Source organism: Halotalea alkalilenta DSM 17697 (assembly GCF_000621205.1).
Classification (GTDB): domain Bacteria; phylum Pseudomonadota; class Gammaproteobacteria; order Pseudomonadales; family Halomonadaceae; genus Halotalea; species Halotalea alkalilenta.
Map to the genome: position 1 here is coordinate 96017 of NZ_KK211233.1, position 23798 is coordinate 119814.

The 23798-nt window shown below is 66.1% G+C and carries 21 protein-coding genes; 9 read left to right on the plus strand and 12 right to left on the minus strand.

The genetic code is table 11. From position 1 onward, the window contains the following. Window positions 1-41 precede the first annotated feature (41 nt). Both Q376_RS0119015 and Q376_RS0119020 read right to left on the minus strand, forming a co-directional pair. Entirely contained in the window at window positions 42-857 is an 816-nt protein-coding gene (locus tag Q376_RS0119015; RefSeq protein WP_027351635.1) for an arginase family protein, read from the minus strand. Window positions 858-897: 40 nt separating this feature from the next. Beyond that, the gene (locus Q376_RS0119020) at window positions 898-1572 is read right to left on the minus strand and encodes a hypothetical protein (RefSeq protein ID WP_027351636.1); all 675 of its coding nucleotides are present in this window, start codon (window positions 1570-1572) and stop codon (window positions 898-900) included. A gap of 187 nt (window positions 1573-1759) precedes the next feature. Here Q376_RS0119020 and Q376_RS0119025 point away from each other — a divergent pair, with 187 nt between their 5' ends. Together Q376_RS0119025 and bglX are read left to right on the plus strand one after the other, a co-directional pair. Next, entirely contained in the window at window positions 1760-2323 is a 564-nt protein-coding gene (locus tag Q376_RS0119025) for a peptidylprolyl isomerase (protein ID WP_027351637.1), read from the plus strand. Window positions 2324-2702: 379 nt separating this feature from the next. Next, window positions 2703-4997 (plus strand): beta-glucosidase BglX, encoded by a 2295-nt coding sequence (bglX, locus tag Q376_RS0119030; protein WP_027351638.1) that lies wholly within the window; start codon window positions 2703-2705, stop codon window positions 4995-4997. Window positions 4998-5014: 17 nt separating this feature from the next. Here the strand turns inward: bglX and Q376_RS0119035 are convergent, their stop codons facing one another. Continuing rightward, window positions 5015-6547 carry an FAD-dependent monooxygenase gene (locus Q376_RS0119035; RefSeq protein WP_027351639.1) on the minus strand — a complete coding sequence of 511 codons (1533 nt, stop codon included), beginning with the start codon at window positions 6545-6547 and terminating at the stop codon, window positions 5015-5017. Between the two features lie 176 nt (window positions 6548-6723). On the opposite strand from Q376_RS0119035, the gene Q376_RS23575 reads away from it, so the two are divergent. Then, the gene (locus Q376_RS23575; RefSeq protein ID WP_052365542.1) at window positions 6724-7923 is read left to right on the plus strand and encodes an MFS transporter; all 1200 of its coding nucleotides are present in this window, start codon (window positions 6724-6726) and stop codon (window positions 7921-7923) included. 94 nt (window positions 7924-8017) lie between these two features. After that, on the plus strand, window positions 8018-8971 hold the full coding sequence (locus Q376_RS0119045; protein ID WP_027351640.1) for an aldo/keto reductase: 954 nt from the start codon (window positions 8018-8020) through the stop codon (window positions 8969-8971). Window positions 8972-9000: 29 nt separating this feature from the next. Here the strand turns inward: Q376_RS0119045 and Q376_RS0119050 are convergent, their stop codons facing one another. Then, on the minus strand, window positions 9001-9936 hold the full coding sequence (locus tag Q376_RS0119050) for a LysR family transcriptional regulator (RefSeq protein ID WP_245598999.1): 936 nt from the start codon (window positions 9934-9936) through the stop codon (window positions 9001-9003). A 109-nt stretch (window positions 9937-10045) separates the two neighbouring features. Between Q376_RS0119050 and Q376_RS0119055 the strand changes: the two genes are divergently transcribed. Both Q376_RS0119055 and speE read left to right on the plus strand, forming a co-directional pair. After that, window positions 10046-11053: a zinc-binding alcohol dehydrogenase family protein gene (locus Q376_RS0119055; protein WP_027351642.1), complete on the plus strand. Its 1008-nt coding sequence runs from the start codon at window positions 10046-10048 to the stop codon at window positions 11051-11053. Between the two features lie 116 nt (window positions 11054-11169). After that, window positions 11170-12030 carry a polyamine aminopropyltransferase gene (speE, locus tag Q376_RS0119060; protein ID WP_245599000.1) on the plus strand — a complete coding sequence of 287 codons (861 nt, stop codon included), beginning with the start codon at window positions 11170-11172 and terminating at the stop codon, window positions 12028-12030. 62 nt (window positions 12031-12092) lie between these two features. Here the strand turns inward: speE and Q376_RS0119065 are convergent, their stop codons facing one another. Together Q376_RS0119065 and Q376_RS0119070 are read right to left on the minus strand one after the other, a co-directional pair. Then, window positions 12093-12995 carry a carbon-nitrogen hydrolase family protein gene (locus Q376_RS0119065; protein WP_027351644.1) on the minus strand — a complete coding sequence of 301 codons (903 nt, stop codon included), beginning with the start codon at window positions 12993-12995 and terminating at the stop codon, window positions 12093-12095. Continuing rightward, a complete protein-coding gene (locus Q376_RS0119070) occupies window positions 12992-13582 on the minus strand; it encodes a GNAT family N-acetyltransferase (RefSeq protein WP_027351645.1) in 591 nt (196 codons plus the stop codon). Before Q376_RS0119070 ends, Q376_RS0119065 begins: the two co-directional genes overlap by 4 nt. 184 nt (window positions 13583-13766) lie before the next feature. Here Q376_RS0119070 and Q376_RS0119075 point away from each other — a divergent pair, with 184 nt between their 5' ends. Then, window positions 13767-14168 carry a ketosteroid isomerase-related protein gene (locus Q376_RS0119075; RefSeq protein ID WP_027351646.1) on the plus strand — a complete coding sequence of 134 codons (402 nt, stop codon included), beginning with the start codon at window positions 13767-13769 and terminating at the stop codon, window positions 14166-14168. Window positions 14169-14317: 149 nt separating this feature from the next. Here Q376_RS0119075 and Q376_RS0119080 read toward each other — a convergent pair whose 3' ends face one another. Then, window positions 14318-15214 (minus strand): LysR family transcriptional regulator, encoded by an 897-nt coding sequence (locus Q376_RS0119080; RefSeq protein WP_027351647.1) that lies wholly within the window; start codon window positions 15212-15214, stop codon window positions 14318-14320. Window positions 15215-15515: 301 nt separating this feature from the next. On the opposite strand from Q376_RS0119080, the gene Q376_RS0119085 reads away from it, so the two are divergent. Together Q376_RS0119085 and Q376_RS0119090 are read left to right on the plus strand one after the other, a co-directional pair. After that, complete coding sequence (locus Q376_RS0119085; protein WP_043448942.1) at window positions 15516-16037, plus strand: nuclear transport factor 2 family protein; 522 nt, start codon at window positions 15516-15518, stop codon at window positions 16035-16037. A gap of 349 nt (window positions 16038-16386) precedes the next feature. Further along, window positions 16387-18807 carry a membrane-bound PQQ-dependent dehydrogenase, glucose/quinate/shikimate family gene (locus tag Q376_RS0119090; protein ID WP_052365543.1) on the plus strand — a complete coding sequence of 807 codons (2421 nt, stop codon included), beginning with the start codon at window positions 16387-16389 and terminating at the stop codon, window positions 18805-18807. Window positions 18808-18983: 176 nt separating this feature from the next. Here the strand turns inward: Q376_RS0119090 and Q376_RS0119095 are convergent, their stop codons facing one another. The 5 genes from Q376_RS0119095 to mvk form a co-directional block, all read right to left on the minus strand. Further along, a complete protein-coding gene (locus Q376_RS0119095) occupies window positions 18984-19406 on the minus strand; it encodes an acyl-CoA thioesterase (protein WP_027351650.1) in 423 nt (140 codons plus the stop codon). Between the two features lie 98 nt (window positions 19407-19504). After that, complete coding sequence (fni, locus tag Q376_RS0119100; RefSeq protein WP_027351651.1) at window positions 19505-20581, minus strand: type 2 isopentenyl-diphosphate Delta-isomerase; 1077 nt, start codon at window positions 20579-20581, stop codon at window positions 19505-19507. Further along, the gene (locus Q376_RS0119105; protein ID WP_027351652.1) at window positions 20578-21660 is read right to left on the minus strand and encodes a phosphomevalonate kinase; all 1083 of its coding nucleotides are present in this window, start codon (window positions 21658-21660) and stop codon (window positions 20578-20580) included. The genes fni and Q376_RS0119105 overlap by 4 nt, the downstream gene beginning before the upstream one ends. Beyond that, complete coding sequence (gene mvaD / locus Q376_RS0119110) at window positions 21657-22655, minus strand: diphosphomevalonate decarboxylase (protein ID WP_027351653.1); 999 nt, start codon at window positions 22653-22655, stop codon at window positions 21657-21659. Before mvaD ends, Q376_RS0119105 begins: the two co-directional genes overlap by 4 nt. Then, window positions 22652-23614: a mevalonate kinase gene (mvk, locus tag Q376_RS0119115; protein ID WP_043448841.1), complete on the minus strand. Its 963-nt coding sequence runs from the start codon at window positions 23612-23614 to the stop codon at window positions 22652-22654. Before mvk ends, mvaD begins: the two co-directional genes overlap by 4 nt. Window positions 23615-23798 lie beyond the last annotated feature (184 nt).

Genomic DNA, 23798 nt, shown 5'->3' on the forward strand with positions numbered 1-23798 from the left:
ATCCACCAACTTGGCAAGCGGGATTGCAGAACTGCAGCGAGCTATCGAGCGTCGAAGAGCGGCGAGAGCGCCTCGATCAGGGCGGTGGGATCGACCGGAGGGCCATCCTGCGACCAGCGTGCTTGGAACTCGGCAATCTGGATGCCGACCACGCTGTCGCGGGATGCGAGGCGCGTGGCGAGTTCGCCTAGTTGGCTCAGCTCGAGGCCGCCGGGGACGGCATATTCGGTCGGTACCTGGCCCGGCTCGAGCACGTCGCAGTCGAGATGCAGATAGCAGGGAGTGTCGCCGAGCGTGGCGAGCAGTCGTGCGACGAAGTCCGGGCCCGGTGGAACCAGGCCCGGTGCGCCTGTGTCGACCAGCGCATACTCGGCTGGATCGAGTTCGCGGGCGCCCGCCAGGATTACCTGGCCGAGCGGCCAGCCGCCGCCCAGCCCGCTGTCCCAGCGACCAACTGCGGCGGCTACCACCATGCCGCCGAGGTAGCCGGACGCGGAGTCTTGCGGCGTGTTCAGATCACCATGGGCATCGAGCCACACCAGGGCAGCGTCTGGCCGATGACGGGTGATCACCGGCAGGGTGGCGATTCCAGCAGCGCATCGCGGTAGCAGGGCGATGGGGAGCCCGTTGCGGGCCATCACGGCGGACAGCTCGGTAGCGAGGCGCATCAGCATCGGCTGAGCACACGCGAGCTGGCGCTTCCAGTCGCCATCGAGCGGTGGTCCCGGTTCGCCGATGCGTGTCAGTGGCAATTCGAGCCGGCTGGACAGTTCCTGCGCCAGCAGCGCGGCGCCTTCGATGCCGAGAGGGTTACGATCCGCGGTAGCTGATTGAAACAGCAGCAGTTCAGGGGACATAGGAGCACACCATGACAGTGCCGCCAGTGTCCCGCTTCGCTCAGAGTGGGGCGACTCCTCGCTTCAGGGCCTGCTCAAGCTTGGCAGCGCTCGCCAGGCCGATGCCCTTGAGCGAGATGAGCCGGTCCTGTTCGAGGTATGGGGAGAGTTCGCTGAGCAGCTGGATGTCGAGGGCAGCGAGCTTGCGTACCAGCGCGGGCTCCACTTCCAGGTCCTCGATTCGCAGGCAATCGTGCTGTCGTCGCCATTCTCGCCCCAGAGCGAGCAGAGCGCCGACGATCCAGTTGCGCTCTTCGCAGTCGAGCACCGTGTCGAGCAACGGACCATGGAAGGCCGTGGCGTGCTTGTCGCTGGTAGCGAGCGGCTCGGAGGTGAGCACGAAGCAGTCGGGTAGCACGATGCTCAGGCAGCCGTCGCGCAGGTGAACCATTACGCCCCCGGCGGGGTGGATCAGCGTACGCTGGGTCGCTTCAGCCCGCTGGGCATCGCGGCGCAGCTCGGCCTCGAGCTGGCTGATCCGATTGTGGCTCTGGTGGCGCAGTTGGTTGAAGCGCTTCTCCATCGCCTCCAACTGGCGGACCTTGGCATCTGCGCGGTGTTTGAGCTTTTCGAGTTCGAGCGCTTGCTTGGCCAGCGCTTTGTCGCGACGAGCGAGTTCTCGGGAGAGTGCGATGGTGTGAGCATCGGCATCGCGATGGGGGGTGGAAACCGTCATGATCGATCCGTGTGGCGGCCGGCCCGTGCGACCGGCGTGGCTTGCTCCCCGGCAAGTTTCCCGGGGGCGGCTAAGATACCTTCGCCGCTCGACCGAGTCCAAGCGGGCGGAGGGCGGTCATCGAGGCTGGTGTCCCGCCACCCGGGCGGCTATCTTCTGCGCTTGCTCAACCGACCGGAGTCTCTCGATGCTAAAGCGCTGCCTGACCACGCTTTCCCTTTCACTGGCCACCTTGGTGACCGTCCCCGCTCTCGCCGCCGAGCAGCGCGTGGCGCTCGAGACCAGCCGAGGGGTGATCGAAGTCGAGCTCGATGCCGAGCATGCTCCGGCCACGGTCGAGAACTTCCTTTCCTACGTCGACCAGGGTTTCTACACGGGCACCCTGTTCCATCGCGTGATCCCGGGGTTCATGATCCAGGGCGGCGGTTTCGACGGGGATTTCGCGCAGAAGCCCACCCAGGCGCCGGTGCGCAATGAATCAGGCAATGGTCTCTCGAATCGGCGCGGGACCATCGCGATGGCACGAACCGCCAATCCCGACTCGGCGACCAGCCAGTTCTTCATCAACCTAGTCGACAACGCCAATCTCGACGGTGTCGCCGGGCGGCCCGGCTATACCGTATTCGGTCGGGTAGTGAGCGGCATGGAGGTAGTCGACGCGATCGCCCAGGTACCGACCACCCGCCGAGGCCCTCACACCGATGTGCCAGCGACGCCGATCGAGATCACCAGCGCTCGACTGCTCGACTGAAGCGGCGATGAGGCCGTGGTTCGACTCGAGATGTTTCCGAGCGCCCTGAGCGAGCGAAGCGAGTCGACGGGCCCTCGGATGCTTTCCTCGAACGGGCAGGCTAAAGGCTCGGCTCCGTCCCCACCCGTTCGTCCCGAGCGGCGCCGATATGCGCTGAGGTCGAGCAACGGCTCGGCAGTGGTGGCGCCAGTCGAGGGATCGAGCGGCGGCGGTGAGGCCGTGGTTCGACTGCCCTCGTTCTTCGCCGGCTATCCGAGCATCTGGAGCGAGTCGGGCGCATCGACGGATAAGAACGCTTTGCGCCGCCAATGCGACGATATAAGGCCATGCCTATACCGCCGCCGTGCTATACGGAGGAAAGCGGCTAAAGGGGATGGCGATGCGCAAGGCATGGCAGCTGTGCATGGTGGTGGGGTGTCTTGCGCTGGCGTCGACGCAGCTCCGGGCGAGCGGTGGGGAAAGCCCGGGTGAAGCCCGATTCCTCGACGATTTGCTGGCGCGGATGACGCTCGAGGAGAAGATCGGTCAGCTGGTATTGGTCAGCATCGGTCCTAGCCATCCTCGCGATCAGGTGGTCTCGTCGATCATCGAGGGCAAGGTCGGAATGATGCTCAACACGGTAGTGCGCGAGGATATCCGTGAGCTTCAGCGCCAAGCGGTCGAGCACAGTCGCTTGGGCATTCCGCTCGCGTTCGCTTTCGACGTGCTGCATGGCCAGCGCACTCTGTTTCCGATCGGACTCGGCCTAGCCTCGACCTGGGATCTCCCGGCGATTGCGCTGAGCGGCCGGGTGGCGGCGCGGGAGGCCACCGCCGACGGGCTGGACATCACTTTCGCTCCGATGGTCGACATCGGTCGCGACCCGCGATGGGGGCGGATGTCCGAGGGATTCGGCGAAGACACTTGGCTGACCGCTCGGATCAGCGAAACCTTGGTCGAGGCCTTCCAGGGCGATGATCTCGCCTCGCCCGATTCGCTGATGGCGGTGGTCAAGCACTTCGCGCTCTACGGCGCGGGCGAGGGTGGACGCGACTATGCCCCGGCGGAAATGGGGCGCCGTCAGATGCGCGAGGTCCATCTACCTCCCTATCGGGCGGCGATCGATGTCGGCGCTGGAGGGGTGATGGTGGCGCTGAACAGCATCGATGGGATGCCGGCGACGGCCAATCGCTGGCTGCTCGACGATCTGCTGCGCGATGAGTGGGGCTTTCGCGGGCTGGTGATCAGCGATCACGGCGCGATCGGTGAGCTGATTAGCCATGGGGTCGCGGCCGATGCCGAGCAGGCAGCGCGGCTTGCGATCCAGGCCGGGGTGGATGTCGACATGAACAGCGAGGCCTATGGCCCGCACCTCGGCGGGCTGGTCGGGCGCGGCGAGCTCGACCCGGCGCTGATCGATCGGGCAGCACGTCGGGTGCTGGCGACCAAGTACGCACTGGGCCTGTTCGATGATCCCTATCGGCGCTCCGGGCTCTCGGCCGAGGATGCGCTGGCATTCGACGATCCGTCGCGGCTGCATCGCCTCGAGGCTCGCGAGGTGGCGAGACGCTCCCTGGTGCTGCTCAAGAACCAGCGGGAGACGCTGCCGCTCGATCGCAAGGCGCGAATCGCGGTGGTGGGACCGCTGGCGAAGAGCCAGGCAGATGTCCTCGGCAGCTGGTCGGGGGCCGCTTCGCCCGCACAGGCGGTGTCGCTGTGGCAAGGACTGGCCGATGCCCGGGGTGGGGAAGAGGGCCTGAGCTATGCACTGGGGGCGAACTTCAGCGACGACCCGCTGGTGGTCGACTATCTCACCACCTATAGCCCTGAGGTGAAGATCGATCCGCGTCCGGCCCAGGTGCTGCGCGACGAGGCGGTAGCGGCGGCTGGCGATGCCGACGTGGTGGTCGCGGTGGTCGGTGAGTCCCGTGGGATGAGCGATGAGTCGTCGAGCCGCAGCGAGCTGGACCTGCCGGCGGCGCAGGCTGCGCTGGTCGATGCGCTCGAGAGCACCGGCAAACCGCTGGTGGTGATACTGATGAACGGCCGCCCGCTGACCCTGGAGCGCCAGGCCGGGCAGGCGGATGCGCTGCTCGAGACCTGGTTCGCCGGAACCGAAGGGGGGCATGCGATCGCCGATGTGCTGTTCGGCGACTTCGAGCCGGTCGGCCGATTGCCGGTCAGCTTTCCCCGGCGGGTGGGCCAGCTGCCGCTCTACTACGCCCTGGTGCCCACCGGCCGGCCGGTCGATCCACTTCACCCGGGCAAATTCACTTCGCGCTACTTCGATGTCGCGGGCGGCCCGCTCTTTCCATTTGGATTCGGTCTCGGCTACACCGATTTCTCGCTTTCGAACCCGCGACTATCCAGCCGCGTGCTGCCGCGCGACGGCCGGCTGGAGGCCAGCGTCGAGGTGATCAACCAAGGAAAACGCCGCGGCTCGACAGTGATCCAGCTCTATCTCCGCGACCCGGTCGCCTCGGTCACTCGTCCAGTGCGCGAGCTCGAGGGTTTCAAGCGGGTCACCCTCGACCCGGGCGAGCGCACCAGGGTCGAGTTCAGCATCGACCCGAGCATGCTCGCCTTTTATCCCGGCGAAGGTCCGCTCGAGGCCATCGAGGCCGGCGAGTTCGAGGTGTTTCTCGGCCAGCACGCCGAGGATGGCGAGCCGCTGAGCTTCACCCTGCGACCATGAGCGGCCGCGGGCACTGGTCAGCCGAAGCTGAGCCCGTACCAGTCGACATAGCGCTTGAGCGCGAGCACGTCCTGGCTGGGGGAGGCGAGGGCGACGTGGCCATCGGGGCGAATCAGATAGCAGGCGTCGCGCTTGAGCCCGGCGAGGCGGGCGCTGTCGTTCCAGTCGAACAGTTCGAGCTCGAGGCCGAGCGCGGCGGCGGCGACCACCAGCGACATCTTCGGGGTGCCGTAGACGTGGAGCTGCCAGCGCAGGCCGTCGAGGGTTGCGAAGTTGTCTTCGTCGCTGTCGTCGATGCTCACCCAGGGCAGCCGGTCGCCGCCGTGCACTTCGCCCGCGAGCCCTGCGCTGAGCGGGGAGCGGCGATACTCGATCCTGGTCTGCGAGAGGGTCTGGAACAGGGTGCGACGCAGCTTGGGGAAGCCGGAAAGAAACGGCACCAGGTGAGGCACCAGGAAGGAGCGCAGCAGCCGACCCTTGAGTCCGTGATCGAGCGCACCCTCGAACAGGCGGTCGCTAGTGGCCTCGAGCGCCTTGGCGACGCCGCGCCGCTCCTCTGTGTAGCTCTCGAGCAGGCTTTCGTCGGCGCGGCCTTCCAGCACTGCAGCGAGCTTCCAGCCCAGGTTGATCGCATCGCCGATCCCGGTGTTCATGCCCTGGCCCGCCAGCGGGCTGTGCTGGTGAGCGGCATCGCCGACCAGGAGCAGATGTCCGTGACTGAAGCGATCGGCGATCGATGAGCGTGTGCGGTAGCGATCGATCCTCTCGATCCGCTCGATGCTGCCCCCGGCGATGCGTTCGAGTCGCGGACGCAGCGTCTCGGGTTCGAGGGGACTCTCCGAGCTCTCATCGAGCGTGCCGACGAGCTGGCGCAGCCCTGCGACCGGATGAGGCAGCAGCATGTCTATCTTCTGCTGGCCGAGCTCGAAGCGCAGCGTGTGGCCGAGCGAGTCGTCCGCCAGCCGCACCTCGGCGACGTAGAACGAGCGCGAGTCGTCGGCGCGGCCGTCGATTCCGGCAAGGGTCCGGATCCGGCTGTGGGCACCATCGCAGCCGCAGAGGTAGCGGACGTTGAAGCGCTGCTCCTCGGCTGGGCCGACCAGCGTTGCCTCCACCGCGTCATCCAGCAGGTAGAGATCGCTCAGCTCGCTGTTCCATTCTACCTCGACCCCGAGTTCGGCGAGCCGGGTGGCGAGCAAGCGCTCGTGATCGCGCTGGGGAATGCAGAGCAGGAAGGGATAGGGGCTGGTACCCGATGCGATGTCGCCGAGCAGTACCTGGAAAGGCGCCTCGCCGTCTTCGCTCAGCTCGAGCACGTCGACCTTGACCCCATGCTCGACCAGCCGCTCGGCGAAGCCCAACTGGCGATAGAGCTCCAGGGTTCGGGCCTGGACCACCATCGCGCGCGGAGCCTCGTCGGGGCCTGTGCGCTCGTCGACCACCCGGCAGCGGATGCCGTGATGGGTGAGGGTGAGCGCCAGGGCCAGGCCGCTGGGCCCCGCACCGACGATGAGTACGGCGCAATCATCGGGTGTCGCTGGGAGAATCATGAGGAGTTGGGCCTCCAGGGGCTGGTAACGAAGCGCCGACGGCGCTGGAACACTACGACTGTAGTGACTGCGGGTCCAGTGGGCAAAGTGCGGCGCGGCATTTTTGGATCAAGCGAAGCAATTATCATTTCCGTCGCCATCTTGTACCCTGGGCGCCGCATCTACGAGGAGCCTCAATGGACCGGACCCGCTTCACCCTTTGTCTCTGCGCCTTCAACGGTGGCATGAGCGTGGCCATCATTCTACCGATCCTGGCGCCGTTGATCCGCGAGCTGGGCCTTAGCGAGACCCAGGGCGGCTGGATGATTTCGCTCGGCTCGCTGGCGATGGCGCTGATGGGACTCAAGTGGGGCGCGTTGAGCGACCGGCTCGGACGCAAGCCGGTGTTGATGATCGGTTTTGGCGGGCTGTTCCTCGGTTGGACCTCGTTCACCCTGCTGGCCTGGAGCGGACTCAGTGGCTTGCTCCAGGGCACGGCGCTGTTCTTCTCCCTGATCGTCGCCCGCACCCTGGTGGGAGGCTTCCTCTCCGCGCCGCCGTCCTCGACCCAGGCCTATATGGCCGATGTTACCTCGACTCCCGCGGAGCGCGGTGCCGGCATGGCGATGGTCGGCGCTGCCGGTGGCCTTGGCATGGTGGTCGGCCCGGCGCTCAGCGCCGCGCTGGTGCTCCGTGGGCTGCTCTGGCCATTGATGCTCGCCGCAGCGCTGCCGCTGGTGATGCTGGTGGTGGTGTCGGTGATGCTGCCCGCCGCGGCGCCCAAGCCTAGAAAGCCAGGGACGGCGCGGCTCAGCCCGCTGCATCCGGGGCTGCGCAACTGGCTTCTGATCGGGCTGGTGACGATGATCAGCGTGGTGACGATCAACCTCACCGCTGGTTTCTACTTCCAGGATCGTCTCGGGCTGGATGCGCGCGGGACGGCTTCGCTGCTGGCGATCGGACTGACGCTGGTCGGTGTGATGCTGATGACGGTGCAGACGCTGCAGGCCCGGGTACTGCGCTGGTCGCCGCACCGCCTGGTACTGACCGGCGCACCGCTGCTCGCGCTCGGTGCGATGGTGATGCTGGCGAGTGCCCAGGCGGTGAGCTACTGCTTCGCCTACGCGCTGTTCGGCGCCGGGATCGGGCTGATTCTGCCGGGATTCATGGCCGGCGCTTCGCTGGCCGCGCCGGAGGGTCGCCAGGGGGCGGTGGCGGGGCTGTGCCAGTTGATGCAAGGACTTGGCACCATCGTCGCGCCGCTCGCCAGTACCGCGCTCTATCGGCTCGAGCCGACGCTACCGTTCTGGATGCTGCTGGCGCTGGCGGCGCTCGCTGCCCTGGCCGCGCTGCGAGCGCCCAAGGAAGAGAAACGGTCAAACGACGCGCTCGCATGAGGCAGGACACTTCCCTGCACTTTCCTCTATTCTTAATGGGGTTTGAATGCCTCGCGCCGCGCGGCTTCTACCTTTGATCAAGGAGTCAAGAAAGATGGACAAGCGTCCCCTCGGTAAGACGGGCCTGGAGATAGCCCCGCTGGTGTTCGGCGGCAACGTGTTCGGCTGGACCGCCGATGAGCCAACTTCCTTCGAACTGCTCGATGCCTGGATCGATGCGGGCTTCAACACCATCGATACCGCCGACGTCTACTCCGCCTGGGCGCCCGGCAATCAGGGCGGCGAGTCCGAGAGCGTGCTGGGGAAATGGTTCAAGCGCAGTCCCTCCGTGCGTGAGAAGGTCGTGCTGATCACCAAGGTCGGCTCGGAGCTCGGGCCGGACAAAAAAGGGCTTTCCGAACGCTGGATCACCCAGGCGGTGGAGGACTCGCTGCGCCGCCTGCAGACCGACTACATCGATCTCTACCTCTCCCACTGGCCGGACCCCGACACCTCTTTCGAGGAGACCCTCGGCGCCTACCAGAAGCTGCTCGATGCCGGCAAGATCCGTTCGATCGGCGCTTCGAACCTCGACGCCGCACAGCTCAAGGAGTCGCTCGAGGTTGCCAGCCGCGAGGGGCTGCCACGCTACGAGGTGCTCCAGCCCGAGTACAATCTCTATGACCGCGGATCCTACGAGGGCGCGCTGAGCGAGCTCTGCATCGAGCGCGGCATCGGGGTGATCACCTATTTCAGCCTCGCCTCCGGCTTCCTTTCCGGCAAGTACCGCTCGAAGGATGATATCAAGGGTACCCGCCGTGAAGAGTTCCTCGGCAAGTACTTCGACGACCGGGGGCTCAGGATCCTTTCCGCCCTCGACCAGGTCTCCCGCAAGGTCGAGGCGACCCCGGCCGAGGTCGCGCTGGCCTGGCTGATCGCGAAGCCCGGTATGACCGCGCCGATCGTCAGCGCCACCAGCCGTGCACAGCTCGACAGCCTGATCTCCTCCGCTCGCCTGCACCTCGCCCCCGAGGACATGGCGACGCTCGATACCGCCAGCGCGAGCTGAACGCCGGTCAGGCCTACACCACGCCGCCCTCAACGGGCGGCGTTTTCGTTCAGGTGATGGTCGCAGCGCGCGCGCAGGTGCTTGGCCAGTGCGCGCAGCGCGGGAGAGAGCGCATCGCGGCCGGCGCAGACCAAATGCAGCGGTGCGGGTTCGCACCATTCGGTGGGAAACAGCTGGACCAGGCGATTGGTGCGAAGATCGTCGATGACATCGAGGTAGGACTTGTAGGCGATGCCGAGGCCGTCGAGCGCCCAGCGGTGGACGATCTCGCCGTCGTTGCTGGTGCGATCGCCGCTCACCGCGATGCGCTGGCCGCGCCCCTGGTAATGGAAGCGCCAATCATCGTGGATCTGTTCGTGCCAGACGAAGCACAAGCAGTTGTGCTCGCGCAGCGCCGCGGGCTCGCTCGGCGCGCCGTGCCGGGCGATATAGTCCGGCGAGGCGCAGATCACCCGGCGGTTGCCTGCCGCCAGCGGCAGTACCACCAAGCCTGAATCGGGCGGTACGCCATAGCGGATCGCTGCATCCAGCGGCTGGTCGAACAGGTTCATCGAGCGGTCGCTGATGTGGAGCTGGAGCGAGAGCTGTGGATGCGCCTGCTGGAATTCGTCGATCCAGGGCCTGAGCAGCCGGCGCCCGAGTCCGGAGGGCAGGGTCAGGCGCAGCTGCCCGGAGAAGCCGTCTCCCGTATCGAGAGCATGGCGTCCCTGGCGCTCGGTTTCGAGCATCGCGCGGGCATGGGGCAGGTAGCGCTCGCCCTCCTCGGACAGGCGCAGATGGCGGGTCGAGCGGATCAGCAGGCGCACGCCGAGCTCGCGCTCGAGCCTCGCCATTGCGCTGCTCGCCACCGCCGGGGTGAGCTGCAGCAGGCGCGCGGCGGCGGAGAGGCTGCCTTGATCGACGGTGTGGATGAACACACGCAGGTCTTCCAGACGGATCATTTTCGCCCTGATGAAGAAAGTCATTCGTTGGTAGGCGTCTTTTTCAACGCACGCGGACAATTAGACTGACGCTGATCCCGACCGTCGTCCATCGTTACGGTCCGATGATGCCATCCGACAGGAGTCTTCCAGCATGAAAGCAATCGGTTATCGCGCCCCAGGCGCAGCGGATGTCCTCGAAGCGCTCGAACTCCCCGACCCGATCCCGGGTGAGCACGATCTGCTGGTCGAGGTGAAGGCGGTGTCGGTCAATCCGATCGATACCAAGGTGCGCGCTCGCCCCGGCAGCGCCAGCGAAGAGGCGCCGAAGGTGCTCGGCTGGGACGTTGCCGGGGTGGTCAAGGCGGTCGGTGCCAAGGTCGAAGGCTTCGCCCCCGGGGAGCGGGTCTGGTATGCCGGCGCGGTCGATCGCCCGGGGGCCAACAGCGAGCTGCACGTGGTCGATGCGCGGATCGCCGGGCACATGCCCGCATCGCTCGACTTCGCCCAGGCGGTCGCACTGCCGTTGACCTCGATCACCGCCTGGGAGCTGCTGTTCGATCGCCTTGAGGTCCAAAGGGCCGACCCGCTCGAAGATCCCCGTCTGCTGGTGATCGGCGCCGCCGGCGGGGTGGGCTCGATCCTCATCCAGCTGGCGCGCCAGCTGAGCTCGCTCGAAGTGATCGGTACCGCCTCGCGGGCCGAGACGCGCGACTGGCTGACTGGGCTCGGGGCCCATCGCGTCGTCGATCACTCCCGCCCGCTCGACCAAGCGCTCGCCGAGCAGGGCATCGACCGCATCGACTACGTGATCGGGCTCAACCATACCGACCAGCACCTCGAGGCGATCACCAAGCTGATCGCGCCCCAGGGCAAGTTCGCGCTGATCGATGACCCGGCCGAGCTGGACATCCGTCCGCTCAAGTACAAGAGCGTTTCGGTGCATTGGGAGACGATGTTCACCCGCTCGCTCTACCAGACCGCGGACATCGGCCAGCAGCGCCGGCTGCTCGAGAAGCTCGCCAGGCTGGTCGATGCAGGGCGTGTGCGCACTACCTTCGCCGAGCACTACGGCAGGATCAGCGTCGACAACCTGGTGCGAGCGCATCGCTTCATCGAAAGCGGCAAGGCGCGCGGCAAGGTGGTGCTCGAGGGATTCTGAACGCGCATCTGGTGATTCGGGGTGGCACCCGGCGCGTCGATCGTTTAGCTTCCCCCTCCTGAACCGGATACCCAACGTCCCGCGCCCGCGCGGGACGCTCGTCAGGAGAACGCGCCTTGAAACCGTCTTTGCAGCAGTACCAGGAAACCCTTCACCGCCATTACGGCCAGTGCCTCGAGGTCGAAGAGCTGCTGTTCGACGGTCGCTCCGACCACCAGGACCTGGTGATCTTCCATAATCCGCTGTTCGGTCGCGTGCTGGCGCTCGATGGGGCGATCCAGACCACCGAAAAAGACGAGTTCATCTACCACGAGATGCTCACCCACGTACCGGTGCTCGCCCACGGCGCGGTGAAAAAAGCGCTGGTGGTCGGGGTAGGCGACGGGGGGATCATCCGCGAGCTGACCCGGCACCAGGCGATCGAGGAGATCGTCGCGGTGGAGATCGACCAGGCGGTGATCGACATGTGCCTCGAGTACCTGCCCAACCATTCCGCCGGCAGCCTCGACGACCCCCGCGTGCGGCTGGTGATCGACGATGGGCTCAAGTTCCTCGCCGAGACCACCGAGACCTTCGATGTGATCATCACCGACTCGACCGATCCCGTCGGGCCGGCGGAGACCCTGTTCACCGAGAAGTTCTACGCCCTGTGCCGGGCGAGGCTCAACGATGGCGGGATCCTGGCGACCCAGAACGGCGTGCCGTTCATGCAGCCCGAGGAGCTGACCAATACCGCCGAGCGTCTGGCGCCGCATTTCCCCGGCTGGCACTTCTACCATGCCGCGGTGCCCACCTACGTTGGCGGCAGCATGGCGTTCGGCTGGGGAGCGCTCGACCCCGCGTCGCGCCGGGTGCCGCTCGATGAGCTCGAGCGCCGGTTCGCCGCCAGCGGCCTCAAGACCCGCTACTACAATCCGGCGATCCACCAGGCCGCCTTCGCGCTGCCGCAGTACATGCTCGAGCTGATCGGTCGCTGAACTGCTCTCCCCGCCGCGTCTTCGCGGCGGGCCGTCGCGGCCTGCGGCCAGCCCCGGTCCAGTCAGTGCGGTGCTGCTTTAGCGCTGCGTAGGGTGAGCTGCCCGGGCTCGAACTGCTCCACCCAGTCGCGCCGGGTGAACACCTGGCCCTGCTCGCGTACCCGACGCACCGCGTCGAGATCGAGATCCTCGATCAGCCACTGGCTGCGCGGCGGTGAAAGCGATTCGCTTTCGGCGACGATGCCGCTGGCCGGCATGCCGCGATCGGATGGCACGTAGAGCCCGGCCCGACCGAGATTGACGTCGAGCGCCGGCGACCAGGGCGCCTCGCCCACGGTGGGCGCCATCAGCACCGCGAACTGGTTTTCCAGCGCCCGGGCCCGGGCGCCGGTCCTCACTCGGTAGAAGCCCGCCTCGGTGTCGGTGCAGCTCGGTGCGAGCACCAGTTCGACGCCGGCCTCGGCGAGGCGTCGCGAAGCGATGGGGAACTCGTTGTCATAGCAGATCTGGATCCCCAGCCGCCCGAGCGGGGTATCGAAGACCTCGAGCCCGCTGCCTTTGGCCACCGACCACTCCTCGCGCTCGAAGCGCGTCATCATCAGCTTGTCCTGATGGCCGAGCTCGCCTTGCGGACCGAACAGCCAAGCGCGATTGCGGTAGGCGCCATCGGCGTCGCGCACCGGCAGGCTGCCGGGCTGCAGGTAGACCCCGAGGCTGCGGGCAAGCTCCGCGCACAGCGCACGCCAACGTGGCACCAGCGGCTGGATGCCGGAGAGCGTGGCGGCGAGGTCCTCGCGGTCGCGGCCGAGCTGGCCGCTGAGCACCAGCCCGGCGTACTCGGGCAGCAGCAGCAGCTGGGCGCCCTCGGCCGCGGCATCCGCGCACAGCGCGGTGAGATGCTCGGCGTAGTCGTCCCACTGCTCGAACAGTTCGATCTTGTATTGACAGGCGGCAACGCGGATCACCCGGCGATCTCCTTGATCCAGAAATTCATCGGCTTGGCGCTCTCGGTCGCCTCGTCGATGTCGCGCCAGCGGAAACTGGTAGCCAGTCCGGCGGCGGGGGCGAAGCCGCGCCTGCGCCAGAAGGCGTCAAGTGGCTGGTAGCCAGGCGGGCGGCGGGGGTGGTCGAGCGGGCGCTCGACCGCGCAGAAGGCACAGAGGCGAAAGCGCTCGAGGCGCCTGGCGTAGGCTTCGCGTTCATCGATGAAGCGCACGCCGAGGCCTCGGCCGCGATAGGCCGGCAGCAGCACGGACTCGCCGAAATAGAATACCTCCGCGGGGTCGATGCCGGCGGCCTCGAACGGCCGCCGGCACTCCTCGGTCTCGGCGTCGAGCGGTATGCCGGTGGCGGCACCGACCGGGCGGCCGGCGTCGATCGCCAGCACGCACAGGCTTTGCTCGCTGCGGGCGTAGGTATCGAGGTAGCGGGTCTCGTAGTCGATGTCGCCATCGTAGAGATAGGGAAACTCACGGAATACCGCAATCCTCAGGCGGGCGAGGGCATCCACGTGATCGCGCATCCGCGCGCCGGTGAGCAATCGAATTTCCATGCGGCGAGTCTCGTCGAGCGACATGCGGGCGTCGCGTTCAAGGATGTCGAAGGAACGCCTGAGACCTTATCATGTCCGCTGCGCACGGATGGAGCGGCACTGCGTCCTGCGATGTTCCAATCGCGCAGTCGCCGCCGCTCGTCCAAGGGATCAACGACCACGCCGAGAGAAGGAAAACCCGTCTATGACAGCCGACGCGCTGATCGAAGCCTACTACGCCGCGTTCAACGCAGGCGACATGGAGGCTTTCCTCGAGCTGCTCCACGATGAAGTCGCCCACGACGTCAATCAGGGCGAACGCCAGATCGGCAAGCAGGCGTTCGCCGATTTCATGGCCAAGATGAACCGCTGCTATCGCGAGCGGATCGACGAACTGGTGGTGATGACCTCGAGCGACGGCCGCCGCGCCGCTGCAGAGTTCGTCGTCCATGGAGAGTACCTGGCAAGCGATGAAGGCCTGCCCGAAGCCTACGGCCAGCGTTACCTGCTGCCCGCCGGCGCTTTTTTCGAGATCCTCGACGGCAAGGTGGCGCGGGTCACCAACTACTACAACCTCAACGACTGGATCGATCAGGTCGAGGCATAGCCGCCAAGGACTTGGCCCCGGGATGGCTTGTCTGTCCGCGCGGCCGGATAAGGGCCGCCCTCGGACATTGGTTACACCGAGCCGCTATCGATCGTCGTCCGCAGGTCGGGGGGCGCTGTGTTCGCGATTCGCACGAAAGCAGAAACGCTCTAGGACACATCGAGGCCTTGCTTGAGGGCCTCGATGAAAAGCTGCGTTCGCGTAGGGAGCAGACGGCGGCCAGGAAAGACCACCCAAACCGGTATTCCCGGCATGCTCCATTCCGGCAACACCCTCACCAACTCATGCGACACGACCTTGGGCCTGGCCAGATGGCGCGCCAGTCGGGCGATGCCTGCATCGGACAAGGCTGCGTCCATCAGCAATCCCGGCGAATTGGCTGAGATCCTGCCCGGTGGTGTCCCGATCCATCGATCGGTTCCGCGGTGCAGTTTCCACGGGACCGACTCGCCGATGCGCTGGGTCAAATGCAGCACGTTGTGGTCGGCCAGTTCGTCGGGATGCGACGGTGCCCCGTGCTGTTCGAGATAGCGAGGAGATGCATAGGGCTCCATGTACAGCGTAGCGACCCGCGTGGCAGCCATCGTCGCATCCGGCAGGTCGCCGATGCGAACCGCCAGATCGTAATTCTCTCCCACCAGGTCTACCCGGCGCTGTGACACGTCGACGTCGATCGACGTCGACGGATAGCGGGTAACGTATTGGGCCAGCAGCGGACCGATCGTCTGGTTGGCGAAATCGCCCGGTACCGAAATACGTAGGTGCCCCGAGGGCTCCAATTTCCGGTTCTGCACGAACTCGCGCGTTGCCTCCAGCTCCGCCGCCAATTGCTGGGCATGCCGCAGGATGGCCTGGCCGAAGTCGGTCACCGACAGCTTGCGCGTCGTGCGTACCAGCAAGCGCTCGCCGAGATGTTCTTCAAGGACCAGCAGCCGCCGCGACAGCGTGGACTTGGGAATACCCAGCCGCTCGGCGGCGCGGGTGAAACTGCCGCATTCTACGATGCGCGCGAAGATCATCAGGTCGTTTGGGTCGAGATCGGCCATGTCCGCCACTTTGCCATGAATGGGACGAAGTTATCCGTGGAGACAGCTTTATCCGCTGCTGCGGCACAACTACATTAGAACGGCGAACAGCGAGACGGTATCGGTGGCAAGCAAGCCACCAAGGCTGCCCGCTGAGCATACCTGGAGCGCTACCGCTGATTGCCCTCTGCCTCGGCCGCCCATTTTGGGGCCCATCGGGGACACGGGTGCCGCGCCTGGTTCGAAGAAGGAAGTATCCAACCTCAATCGCGACCGCCGCACCATCATGGCGGGGATCGCAGCACTCGGAGATTTGACCGTCATGTCCTCGACCTCCCACACCGATTCCGCCCACGACAGCGTCGCCGACGCCAACGTCGCGATCATCACCGACTTCCTGAACAACACTGCCGCCGACAAGGTCGAGGCCGCCGCGCTGCGCCTGGTCGCGCCGGACGCAGTCTATATCTCGCTGAACTTCGACAATCCGGAACTCAAGCAGATCGAACCTTGGGCCGGCACCGCGTCGGGCCCCGAGGCCTATTCCAGCACCTTCATCCGGGTGCAGAAATACTGGACGATCGAGGATTTCCAAGTGCTCGACATCTTCGGCGCCGGCGAGAACGTAGCCGTCTTCGGCAAGTTCACCTACCGTGCCAATGCCACCGGCACGGTCTTCACCTCGCCCCTGGCAGTGTATGCCAAGGTGCGCGACGGCAAGATCGTGTACTTCCAATTCATGGAAGACACCTATGCCTCGGCGGCCTCGTTCCGCACCGGCGGCAGCTGGACCGTACAGACCGATCCGGACGAGCCGGCCTACGAAGTGGGTCCGTCCCGGTAAATACTGACGACAAGCTTTCCCTGCGTCACTCATACGCATGCGTCGATTGGCGCAGGGGGATCTGGCGCAGCGTACTGGCACATCGCTAAGCTCGGTCAGGCGCATGGAGGACGATCATCCCGGGACCGTATTGCACACGTTCCTACGCGCCCTGCATGTGCTTGGCCGCCTTTCGATAACGTGGTCATGGTGTTGAACGGCGCCCGCAGCGGCTGTTGTAATCCTGAAGTTAGCCGCCTCGCATCTAAAAAAGAATTATTAACATCTATTTCAGTGGAGGTATATCATACCGACCCGCTGCGTCAGATTGACGCATGGCTGTATTAATAACGGGATCGGAGGGAAGGAATTGAAAATCGTCACCTTAGCCTTGGGGTGCATCACCGCCCTGCTAGGCTTGGGGCTCTTCGCTGGAGGAGTCTGGTTAGCGTCGCTCGGTGGCGCATGGTTTTATCTCTTTGCAGGAGCGCTGCTGACCATCGCTGGGGTCGGCCTGGCGCGTCGTGCTCGCTATGCGCTATGGGCCGCCTTGATCCTCCTGGGCTACAGCGTGATCTGGGCCTTGATCGAAGTCGGTACCGACTTCTGGCAGCTAGTGCCACGCCTGACCGTATTCATCGTCGTCGCCTTGGTATTTTGTCTGTTCGCGCCGCAGCTACGTGGCAAATCGGGTCAGCCAGTGCTGGGCGTCAAGGTCTCGCTTGCCCTTGCCGGGGTATGCTTCATCGCTTTGGCAGGTCTGGTCGTTGGCATGTTCCGCCCACACCCGACCGTGGTCGCCAAGAACACCGCGCCAGCGGCGCAGATCAACCCCTCTGCGGGGGACGCCGACGGAAACGATTGGCCCGCCTACGGCCGCAACGGCTCGGGGGAGCGGTACGTTCAGTTCGACCAGATCAACAAAGACAACGTCGACCAGTTGGAAGTCGCCTGGACCTATCGCACCGGCGATTTGGCCGTAGATGGCGCTGAATACCAAGTCACCCCGCTCAAAGTCGACGACACACTCTACCTGTGCACGCCGCTGAGCAAGGTGATCGCTCTGGACGCGGTGAGCGGCGAGGAGAAGTGGCGCTTCGATCCCCAAGCGAAGATCACCGAGAGCACCGAGGGTTGGAAACGCTGCCGCGGTGTCGGCTATACCGACCTGGACGCACTCAGCCCGGACGCCGCTACCGACGAGCCCGCCAGTGATGCCAGCATGGTCGCCGCTGCGCCGGCGATGTGCCGCAAGCGCGTGGTCAGCACCACCATCGACGGCCGCCTGTTCACGCTCGATGCCGAAAGCGGCAAGCTGTGCGAGGATTTCGGTGATCGAGGGTTCGTCGATCTGACCGAAGGGCTGACCCCGGACGTCGAAGGTGGCGACGAGGGCTCCTACAATGTCACCTCCGCTCCCTTGGTGGCCGATGGCGTCGTCATGGTCGGCGGTCGCCTCAACGACAATCTGACGGTCGGCGAACCCTCTGGCGTGGTACGCGGCTATGACGTTGCGACCGGTGAGCTCCTGTGGGCCTGGGACGCCTCTCGTGGCGCCTCCGACAGTACCCCGCTGCCGCCCGGAGAGACCTACGCACCAGAGACACCGAACTTCTGGGGCACGGCGTCCTACGATCCAGCGCTGGGCCTGGCCTACTTCCCCACCGGTAACCAGACGCCTGACTTCTGGACCGGCAACCGCCATGCCTACTCCGACGAGTACAACGATTCCATCGTTGCAGTGGACCTGAAGACCGGTCAGGAGCGCTGGCACTTCCGCACCGCTAACCGCGACCCGTTCGACTACGACGTGTCGGCCCAGCCGATTCTCTACGATCTGCCCAAAGCGGATGGGACCACCACTCCCATTCTGATCGCACTGACCAAACGCGGTCAGATCTTCGTCCTCGATCGTCGTGACGGCACTCCGGTGGTACCGGTCGAACAACGTCCGGTAGCAACGGATGCGGTCGAAGGGATGAATCCCGCACCGACCCAGCCTTACTCCGCGTTGTCGGTTGGCGCAGATCCCCTGCGTGAGTCGGACATGTGGGGGGCTACGATCTTCGACCAGCTCTATTGCCGTATCCAGTTCAAGCAGATGCGCTGGGAGGGCGAGTTCACTCCGCTGTCAGACAAGCAGCGTACGCTGATCTACCCGGGCTACTATGGTGGCTTCAACTGGGGTGGCGGCGCGGTGGATGCGGCAACGGGCACGCTGCTCGTCAACGACATCCGCATGGCCCAGTGGGGGCGCTTCATCAAGCGAGAGGAGGCAGAGCGTATCGGTCTGCAGCCCAGCACCGAGGGTGAATACTCCAAGCAGCTCGGCACGCCCTGGGGTGTCGAACGCTCGATGTTCGTCTCTCCGCTGGGTGTCCCTTGCTTCAAACCGCCATTCGGCACCATGACCGCGATCGACCTGGCCAGCGGTGAAACCAAGTGGCAGGTACCGGTGGGTAGCATCCAGGATGCGCCGGTCCATGGCATCACCCCGGGAGTGCATATCCCCCTGGGCATGCCCACGATGGGAGGACCGCTGGTGTCCAAGGGCGGCCTGACCTTCTTCCACGGCTCGCTGGACTACTACGTCCGCGCCTTCGACAACGATAGCGGCGAGGAGCTCTGGCGTAGCCGTCTGCCGGTAGGCGGTCAAGGAGCACCGATGAGCTACATCGGCGAGGATGGGCGCCAGTACGTCGTGGTCGTCGCAGGTGGTGCCACCCGTACCGGCACCAACGATAACCGGGGCGACTATGTGATCGCCTACGCTCTGCCTCACCAGCAATAGGCAACCCAGCATCCGGCATCAGCCTATTGATGCCTGATAGCGCCCGAAGCCGGGACACGACATCGTGTCCCGGCCTTTTCATTTCGTGCGCTAGGCAAACCCGCTTTAGCGGGGCGCTTGGCGGGCCGTCCAAGCGCGGTGCGAGGTGTGTGTTCTACCTCGACGATTGGACCGAATCAGCTCGAGGCGTAGCGCTGGCGCCAGCCTTCGAGCGTCTGCAACAGCTCGCCTTCGAACGGCAGCGCCCGCTCGCTGGTGAGATCGATGCAGACATAGACCACCCGCGCTTCGGCGATTTTGCGCTCGCCGCAGTGGATCGATTGGACCATGCGCGCGCTGCGCGCTCCCTCGGTGATCGCATCGCTCAGGTCGGTGCGTACCTCGAGGCGATCGCCGAGGCGGGCGGGGGAGTTGAAGTCGATGTCGATGTGGACGATCACGAAGCCGACCCCGTGGCGCTCCATCCAAGAGAGCGCATCGACCTCGTCGAACAGCGCCCAGCGCGCTTCTTCGATGAACTCGAGATAGCGGGCATTGTTGACGTGCCGATAGACGTCGAGGTGGTAGCCGCGAACGATGATCGGGGTGATGTGGGGCATCGCGAAGCTCCTGAGCGAATGATCGATGGCGTCCATCCGGGCACCATCGATCACTCTAGCCTGCTCATCGTTTTCGCGCTTGGCGCCGGAGCTGGGCGTCAGCCGCCGTGGCGGGCCGACCGGGCGCGGCGTGCATACTTCATCGGATCGATGCCGCGCAGCTCGCAGTGCTCGCGGACCGGTCCGCGGATCAGCAGGTCGGTATGGTGCAGCTCTTCGACCGTGGTCGCGCCGACCATCGCCATCAGCGTGCGCAGCTGGGCCTTCCACGCCTCCAGGGTCTCGATCAGCGCCTCGGGCCCTTCGTTCAGCAGGATGTGCAGTACCCGGCCGGAGACCCCGACCGCCCGAGCGCCGAGCGCCAGCGCCTTGAGCACGTCGAGCGGATGGCGCACGCCGCCCGAGGCGAGCACGTCGAGCGCGCCCATGTGCGGTGAGGCCTCGAGCAGCGAGACCACGGCGGACTGCCCCCAGCCTTCGAGATAGTCGTACTCCTGGGCGCTGCGGCGCAGGTTCTCGATCGCGATGAAATCCGTGCCGCCCCGGCCGCTGACGTCGACAAGCTCGATGCCGCGCTCGCGCAGCCGGAAGACGGTTTCCTCGCTCATTCCGAAGCCGACCTCCTTGACCACCACCGGCACACCGACCCGGGTGCGGATCGCCTCGATGTTGTCGAGCCAGGCGCCGAACTCGCGGTCCCCCTCCGGCATCACCAGCTCCTGCGGCGCGTTGACGTGCACCTGCAGCGCGTCGGCGTGGAGCATCTCCACCGCCTGCTCGGCCTGGGCGGGCGCGACGCCCGCGCCGACGTTGCCGAGCACGAAGCCGTCGGGATGGCGCTCCCTGAGCACGCTGAACGAGGCGCGCACGCTCGGGTCCTTGAGCGCCGCGCTCTGCGAACCGGAGGCGATCGCAAGACCGGTGGCCTGGGCGACTTCGCCGAGCTGACGGTTGATCTCGAGGGTCTTCGCGCTGCCGCCGGTCATTCCGTTGATGTAGAACGGAAAGGGCCAGGCGAAGGCGCGCGTGCGGGTGGCAAGCGAGATCGCCGCGCAGTCAAGCTCCGGGAACGAGTGATGGACGAAGTCGAGATGATCGAAGTCGTTGATCCGCCGCTCGCGGTAGAGCGCGTGCGCGTGCGCGACGTGATCGTCCTTGCGCTGCTGGTGGCTCATCTCGGATGCCTCGTTTCTTCGAACACTTGGAGCGTCAGCGGCAGGATACCGCCCCGCGTCCAGGCCTCGAACAGCGGCGTGAGGTCGACCGAATCGTCGAACAGCGCGATGCCGCAGTCGCCGCCGCCGGCGCCGGAGGTCTTGGCCGCGCCGCCGAAGCGCTCCGCCTCTGCGCAGAGCAGATCGAGCGCGGGAGTCTCTATCCCGGTCTCGGCCCCTTGGCCGAGCGCATGGAGCAGTTTGCGATAGACCCGTACCTGATGCTGGATGCGTGCGGTGCTGCCGGTGTCGAAGGCGTCGATCATCGACGCCAGGCAGGCCTTGGCGCCGGCGAGGAACTCTTCGTAGTGGGTTTCGCGGCGCTGCTTGCGCGCCTGCACCATCGCCACCAGCGCAGGAGTGGAGGCCGGCGCGCCGGTCCAGCCGATGATCAGGCGCAGGTCGAAGGGGGCGCGCAGCGGGCGCACTTCGAGGTGCGGCCAGTCGAGCTCGACCATCGCGCTGACCGAGCGGCCGGCACGTTCGCGCCGCGCCCAGTCGCGGTCGAAGGCGGTATAGGCGATCCAGCCGCCATAGGCGCTGGCGGCGAGATCGCCGCACGAGCCGTTGGGCTGGATGTCGATCTGCGCCAGCGCCGCGAGCTTGAACAGCGTAAGCGGTGAGAGGGTCAGATCGTAGAAGCGTGCCAATACCTTGATCGTCGCCACCGTCACTGCGCCGCTCGAACCGAGGCCATACTTGCGCCCGGAAAAGTCATCGAGCTGGCTGTCGATGGTGAGGTGATAGATCCCCAGCGACCGGCCGTGTTCGCGAGCGTACTTCTCGGTCACCGAGATCGCCGAGAGCACGTAGTCGAACGGGTTCTCTTCGCGGTCCAGCACCAGCTCGTCGCCGCTGCGCCGCCAGCGCACCGGCAAGCGGCCGTACTGGCTCGAGGCCAGCGAGCCGAGTTCCTCTGCGGGCTCGAGACGCACGCGCAGGAAGCGGTCGACGGCGACCAGGATGGCGCTGTTGCCAGGCTCGATCACCGCGTACTCACCGGCGATGTAGAGTTTGCCTGGCGCTTTTTCTTCGATCATCGACACTCCGGCGCCTCCGCGTCCTCGATACGCAGCCCCGGGCCGGGGCGTGCGGTGATCAGCGCCTCTTCGCCGAAATGCTCGCCCAGCGCCGCGCGCAGCCGGGGCACGGTGGCCTCGCGGGCGATGATCTTCACATTGGGGCCGGCATCCATGGTGAAGTAGCACTCATGGCCTTCGTCGCGCAGCTGTCGTACCAGGTTCATCGCCAGCAGGCTGCCGCCCTCCCAATAGCAAAACGGCGGCTCGGCCGAGAGCATGGTGGCATGCATCCGCATCGCGCTGGATTCGGCCAGGGTACCGATGCGGGTGAAGTCGCCTTCGAGCACGGCGATGCGCATCCGCTCCAGGTCGCGCTCTGCATGCTCCACCCAAGCCGGGTAGAACGGCGAGGTAGCGACGGTGCGGCGCATGCCTTCGCGGCTCGAGAGCCCCTTGTGGCCTGAATTGACCACCACCACCAGCATCACCAGGTCGTCGAGGTTAGACGCCGGCACCGGGCGGGCGTAGGAGCTCTGGTCGTCGGTACCCGCCTGCCACAGGGCGAAGCCGGGGAAGATCGAACGGCAGGCCGAGCCCGAGCCCTTGCGCGCGAGGATCGAAAGCTCCCGCGGCGAGAGTTCCAGGCCGATCGCCGCGCTGGCGGCACCCGCCAGCGCGGCGAAGGCGGAGGCCGAGGAGGCGAGCCCGGCACCGGTCGGCACCTGGTTGCAGGAGTCGACCTCGGCGCGCCACTCGTGACCCTTGAGCGCGCGTACGCGATCGAGGAAGCGGCTCACCTTGCGCGCGGCCTCGCCCTCGAGCGTGCGGCCATCGAGGCGCACATGGTCCTCGCCCAGCTCGGGAAAGAAACGCACCCGGGTGCGGGTGTAGAAGGCGTCCAGCGTCAGCGACAGGCTGCCGTTCATCGGCAGCATCCGCGCTTCGTCACGCTTGCCCCAGTACTTGATCAAAGCGATGTTGCTATGGGCGATCGCCGTCGCCTGATGGCTCATGCGGGATCTTCCTCGAAACGATGAATCCAGGTCTGCCGGGCGCCGCTCGCGAGCAGCGCCTCGGCGACCACGCTGGCCGCCTCGGCATCGGTGCAGAGCGCGACCATGCAGCCGCCGCGTCCGCCTCCGGTCAGTTTGGCCCCTAGCGCGCCATGCGCCAGTGCGGCTTCGACCAAACGATCGAGCTCGGGGCTGCTGATGTCGAGCGTGGCGAGCTGTGCATGGGCTTCGTTCATCAGCTCGCCGAGACGGGCAGGGCGATCGTCGGCGAGGCAGACGCGCGCCTCCTCGGTCAGCCTGCCGAGGCGCAGGATGCGCGGCTCGACCTCGCTGCGCTCAGCCGCAAAGCGCGCGCCGAGATCGGCGACCGTCTGCCGGGTGCCGCCCTTGACGCCGGTATCGGCGATCACGAAGACCCCGGTCAAGGCGATCGGCAGGTCGCGGAACTCGCCGCGCTGGAAATGGATTGGCGCGGCGGCGGAGGTCGCCACGGCGTCGAGCCCGCTCGGATTGCCATGGGCGATTCGTTCGGATACCTGGACCAGGGCGAACAGGGTGTCGCGGTCCAGCGGGCGCCGGTAGAGGTCGAACAGCGCGCGCACCACTGCGCCTGCGACCGCGGCGCTCGAGCCCATGCCGCGTTCGGTGGGGACCTCGCTTTCGATGATGAAATGCAGGCCTTCGGGGCGTTCGCCGAGCTCCTCGAGGCAGGCTTCGATCGCGGCTTTGACACCGGCGAGGGGGGCCGGCAGGCGGGCGAGGGGACCTTGGTAGAGCTCGCTTTCGAACCAGTGCTCGGGGGCGCCGTGGGCCACTCGAGCGCTCATCCTCACGCTGTGCAGCGGCATTGCGATCGCCGGCTCGCCGTATACCACCGAATGCTCGCCGATGAGGATGAATTTCCCACAGGCCACTCCATGACCCGCATGGAAGAGAGGCTTCAGATGCTCGCGTTCCATCGTCGCTTTTCCAGATCAGATATAGGGCGACCCGACCACGCCCGCCTCCCGCGACGCGGGTTCGAGTCGAGGCCGCAAGGCATGATGGCAATCAGAGAAGGGCCGCTGGAAAGCCGGCTGGTGCTCGCTCCCGCACGATGGCGAGCGCTGGCGTGCCCCGATCTTCGTGCGCATCGCCTACGAC

Coding starts and splice junctions, on each gene's coding strand:
- Q376_RS0119015 (WP_027351635.1), bottom strand. CDS start 857: ATGTCCCCTGAACTGCTGCTGTTTCAATCAGCTACCGCGGATCGTAAC.
- Q376_RS0119020 (WP_027351636.1), bottom strand. CDS start 1,572: ATGACGGTTTCCACCCCCCATCGCGATGCCGATGCTCACACCATCGCA.
- Q376_RS0119025 (WP_027351637.1), top strand. CDS start 1,760: ATGCTAAAGCGCTGCCTGACCACGCTTTCCCTTTCACTGGCCACCTTG.
- bglX (WP_027351638.1), top strand. CDS start 2,703: ATGCGCAAGGCATGGCAGCTGTGCATGGTGGTGGGGTGTCTTGCGCTG.
- Q376_RS0119035 (WP_027351639.1), bottom strand. CDS start 6,547: ATGATTCTCCCAGCGACACCCGATGATTGCGCCGTACTCATCGTCGGT.
- Q376_RS23575 (WP_052365542.1), top strand. CDS start 6,724: ATGGACCGGACCCGCTTCACCCTTTGTCTCTGCGCCTTCAACGGTGGC.
- Q376_RS0119045 (WP_027351640.1), top strand. CDS start 8,018: ATGGACAAGCGTCCCCTCGGTAAGACGGGCCTGGAGATAGCCCCGCTG.
- Q376_RS0119050 (WP_245598999.1), bottom strand. CDS start 9,936: ATGACTTTCTTCATCAGGGCGAAAATGATCCGTCTGGAAGACCTGCGT.
- Q376_RS0119055 (WP_027351642.1), top strand. CDS start 10,046: ATGAAAGCAATCGGTTATCGCGCCCCAGGCGCAGCGGATGTCCTCGAA.
- Q376_RS0119070 (WP_027351645.1), bottom strand. CDS start 13,582: ATGGAAATTCGATTGCTCACCGGCGCGCGGATGCGCGATCACGTGGAT.
- Q376_RS0119075 (WP_027351646.1), top strand. CDS start 13,767: ATGACAGCCGACGCGCTGATCGAAGCCTACTACGCCGCGTTCAACGCA.
- Q376_RS0119080 (WP_027351647.1), bottom strand. CDS start 15,214: ATGGCCGATCTCGACCCAAACGACCTGATGATCTTCGCGCGCATCGTA.
- Q376_RS0119085 (WP_043448942.1), top strand. CDS start 15,516: ATGTCCTCGACCTCCCACACCGATTCCGCCCACGACAGCGTCGCCGAC.
- Q376_RS0119095 (WP_027351650.1), bottom strand. CDS start 19,406: ATGCCCCACATCACCCCGATCATCGTTCGCGGCTACCACCTCGACGTC.
- fni (WP_027351651.1), bottom strand. CDS start 20,581: ATGAGCCACCAGCAGCGCAAGGACGATCACGTCGCGCACGCGCACGCG.
- Q376_RS0119105 (WP_027351652.1), bottom strand. CDS start 21,660: ATGATCGAAGAAAAAGCGCCAGGCAAACTCTACATCGCCGGTGAGTAC.
- mvaD (WP_027351653.1), bottom strand. CDS start 22,655: ATGAGCCATCAGGCGACGGCGATCGCCCATAGCAACATCGCTTTGATC.
- mvk (WP_043448841.1), bottom strand. CDS start 23,614: ATGGAACGCGAGCATCTGAAGCCTCTCTTCCATGCGGGTCATGGAGTG.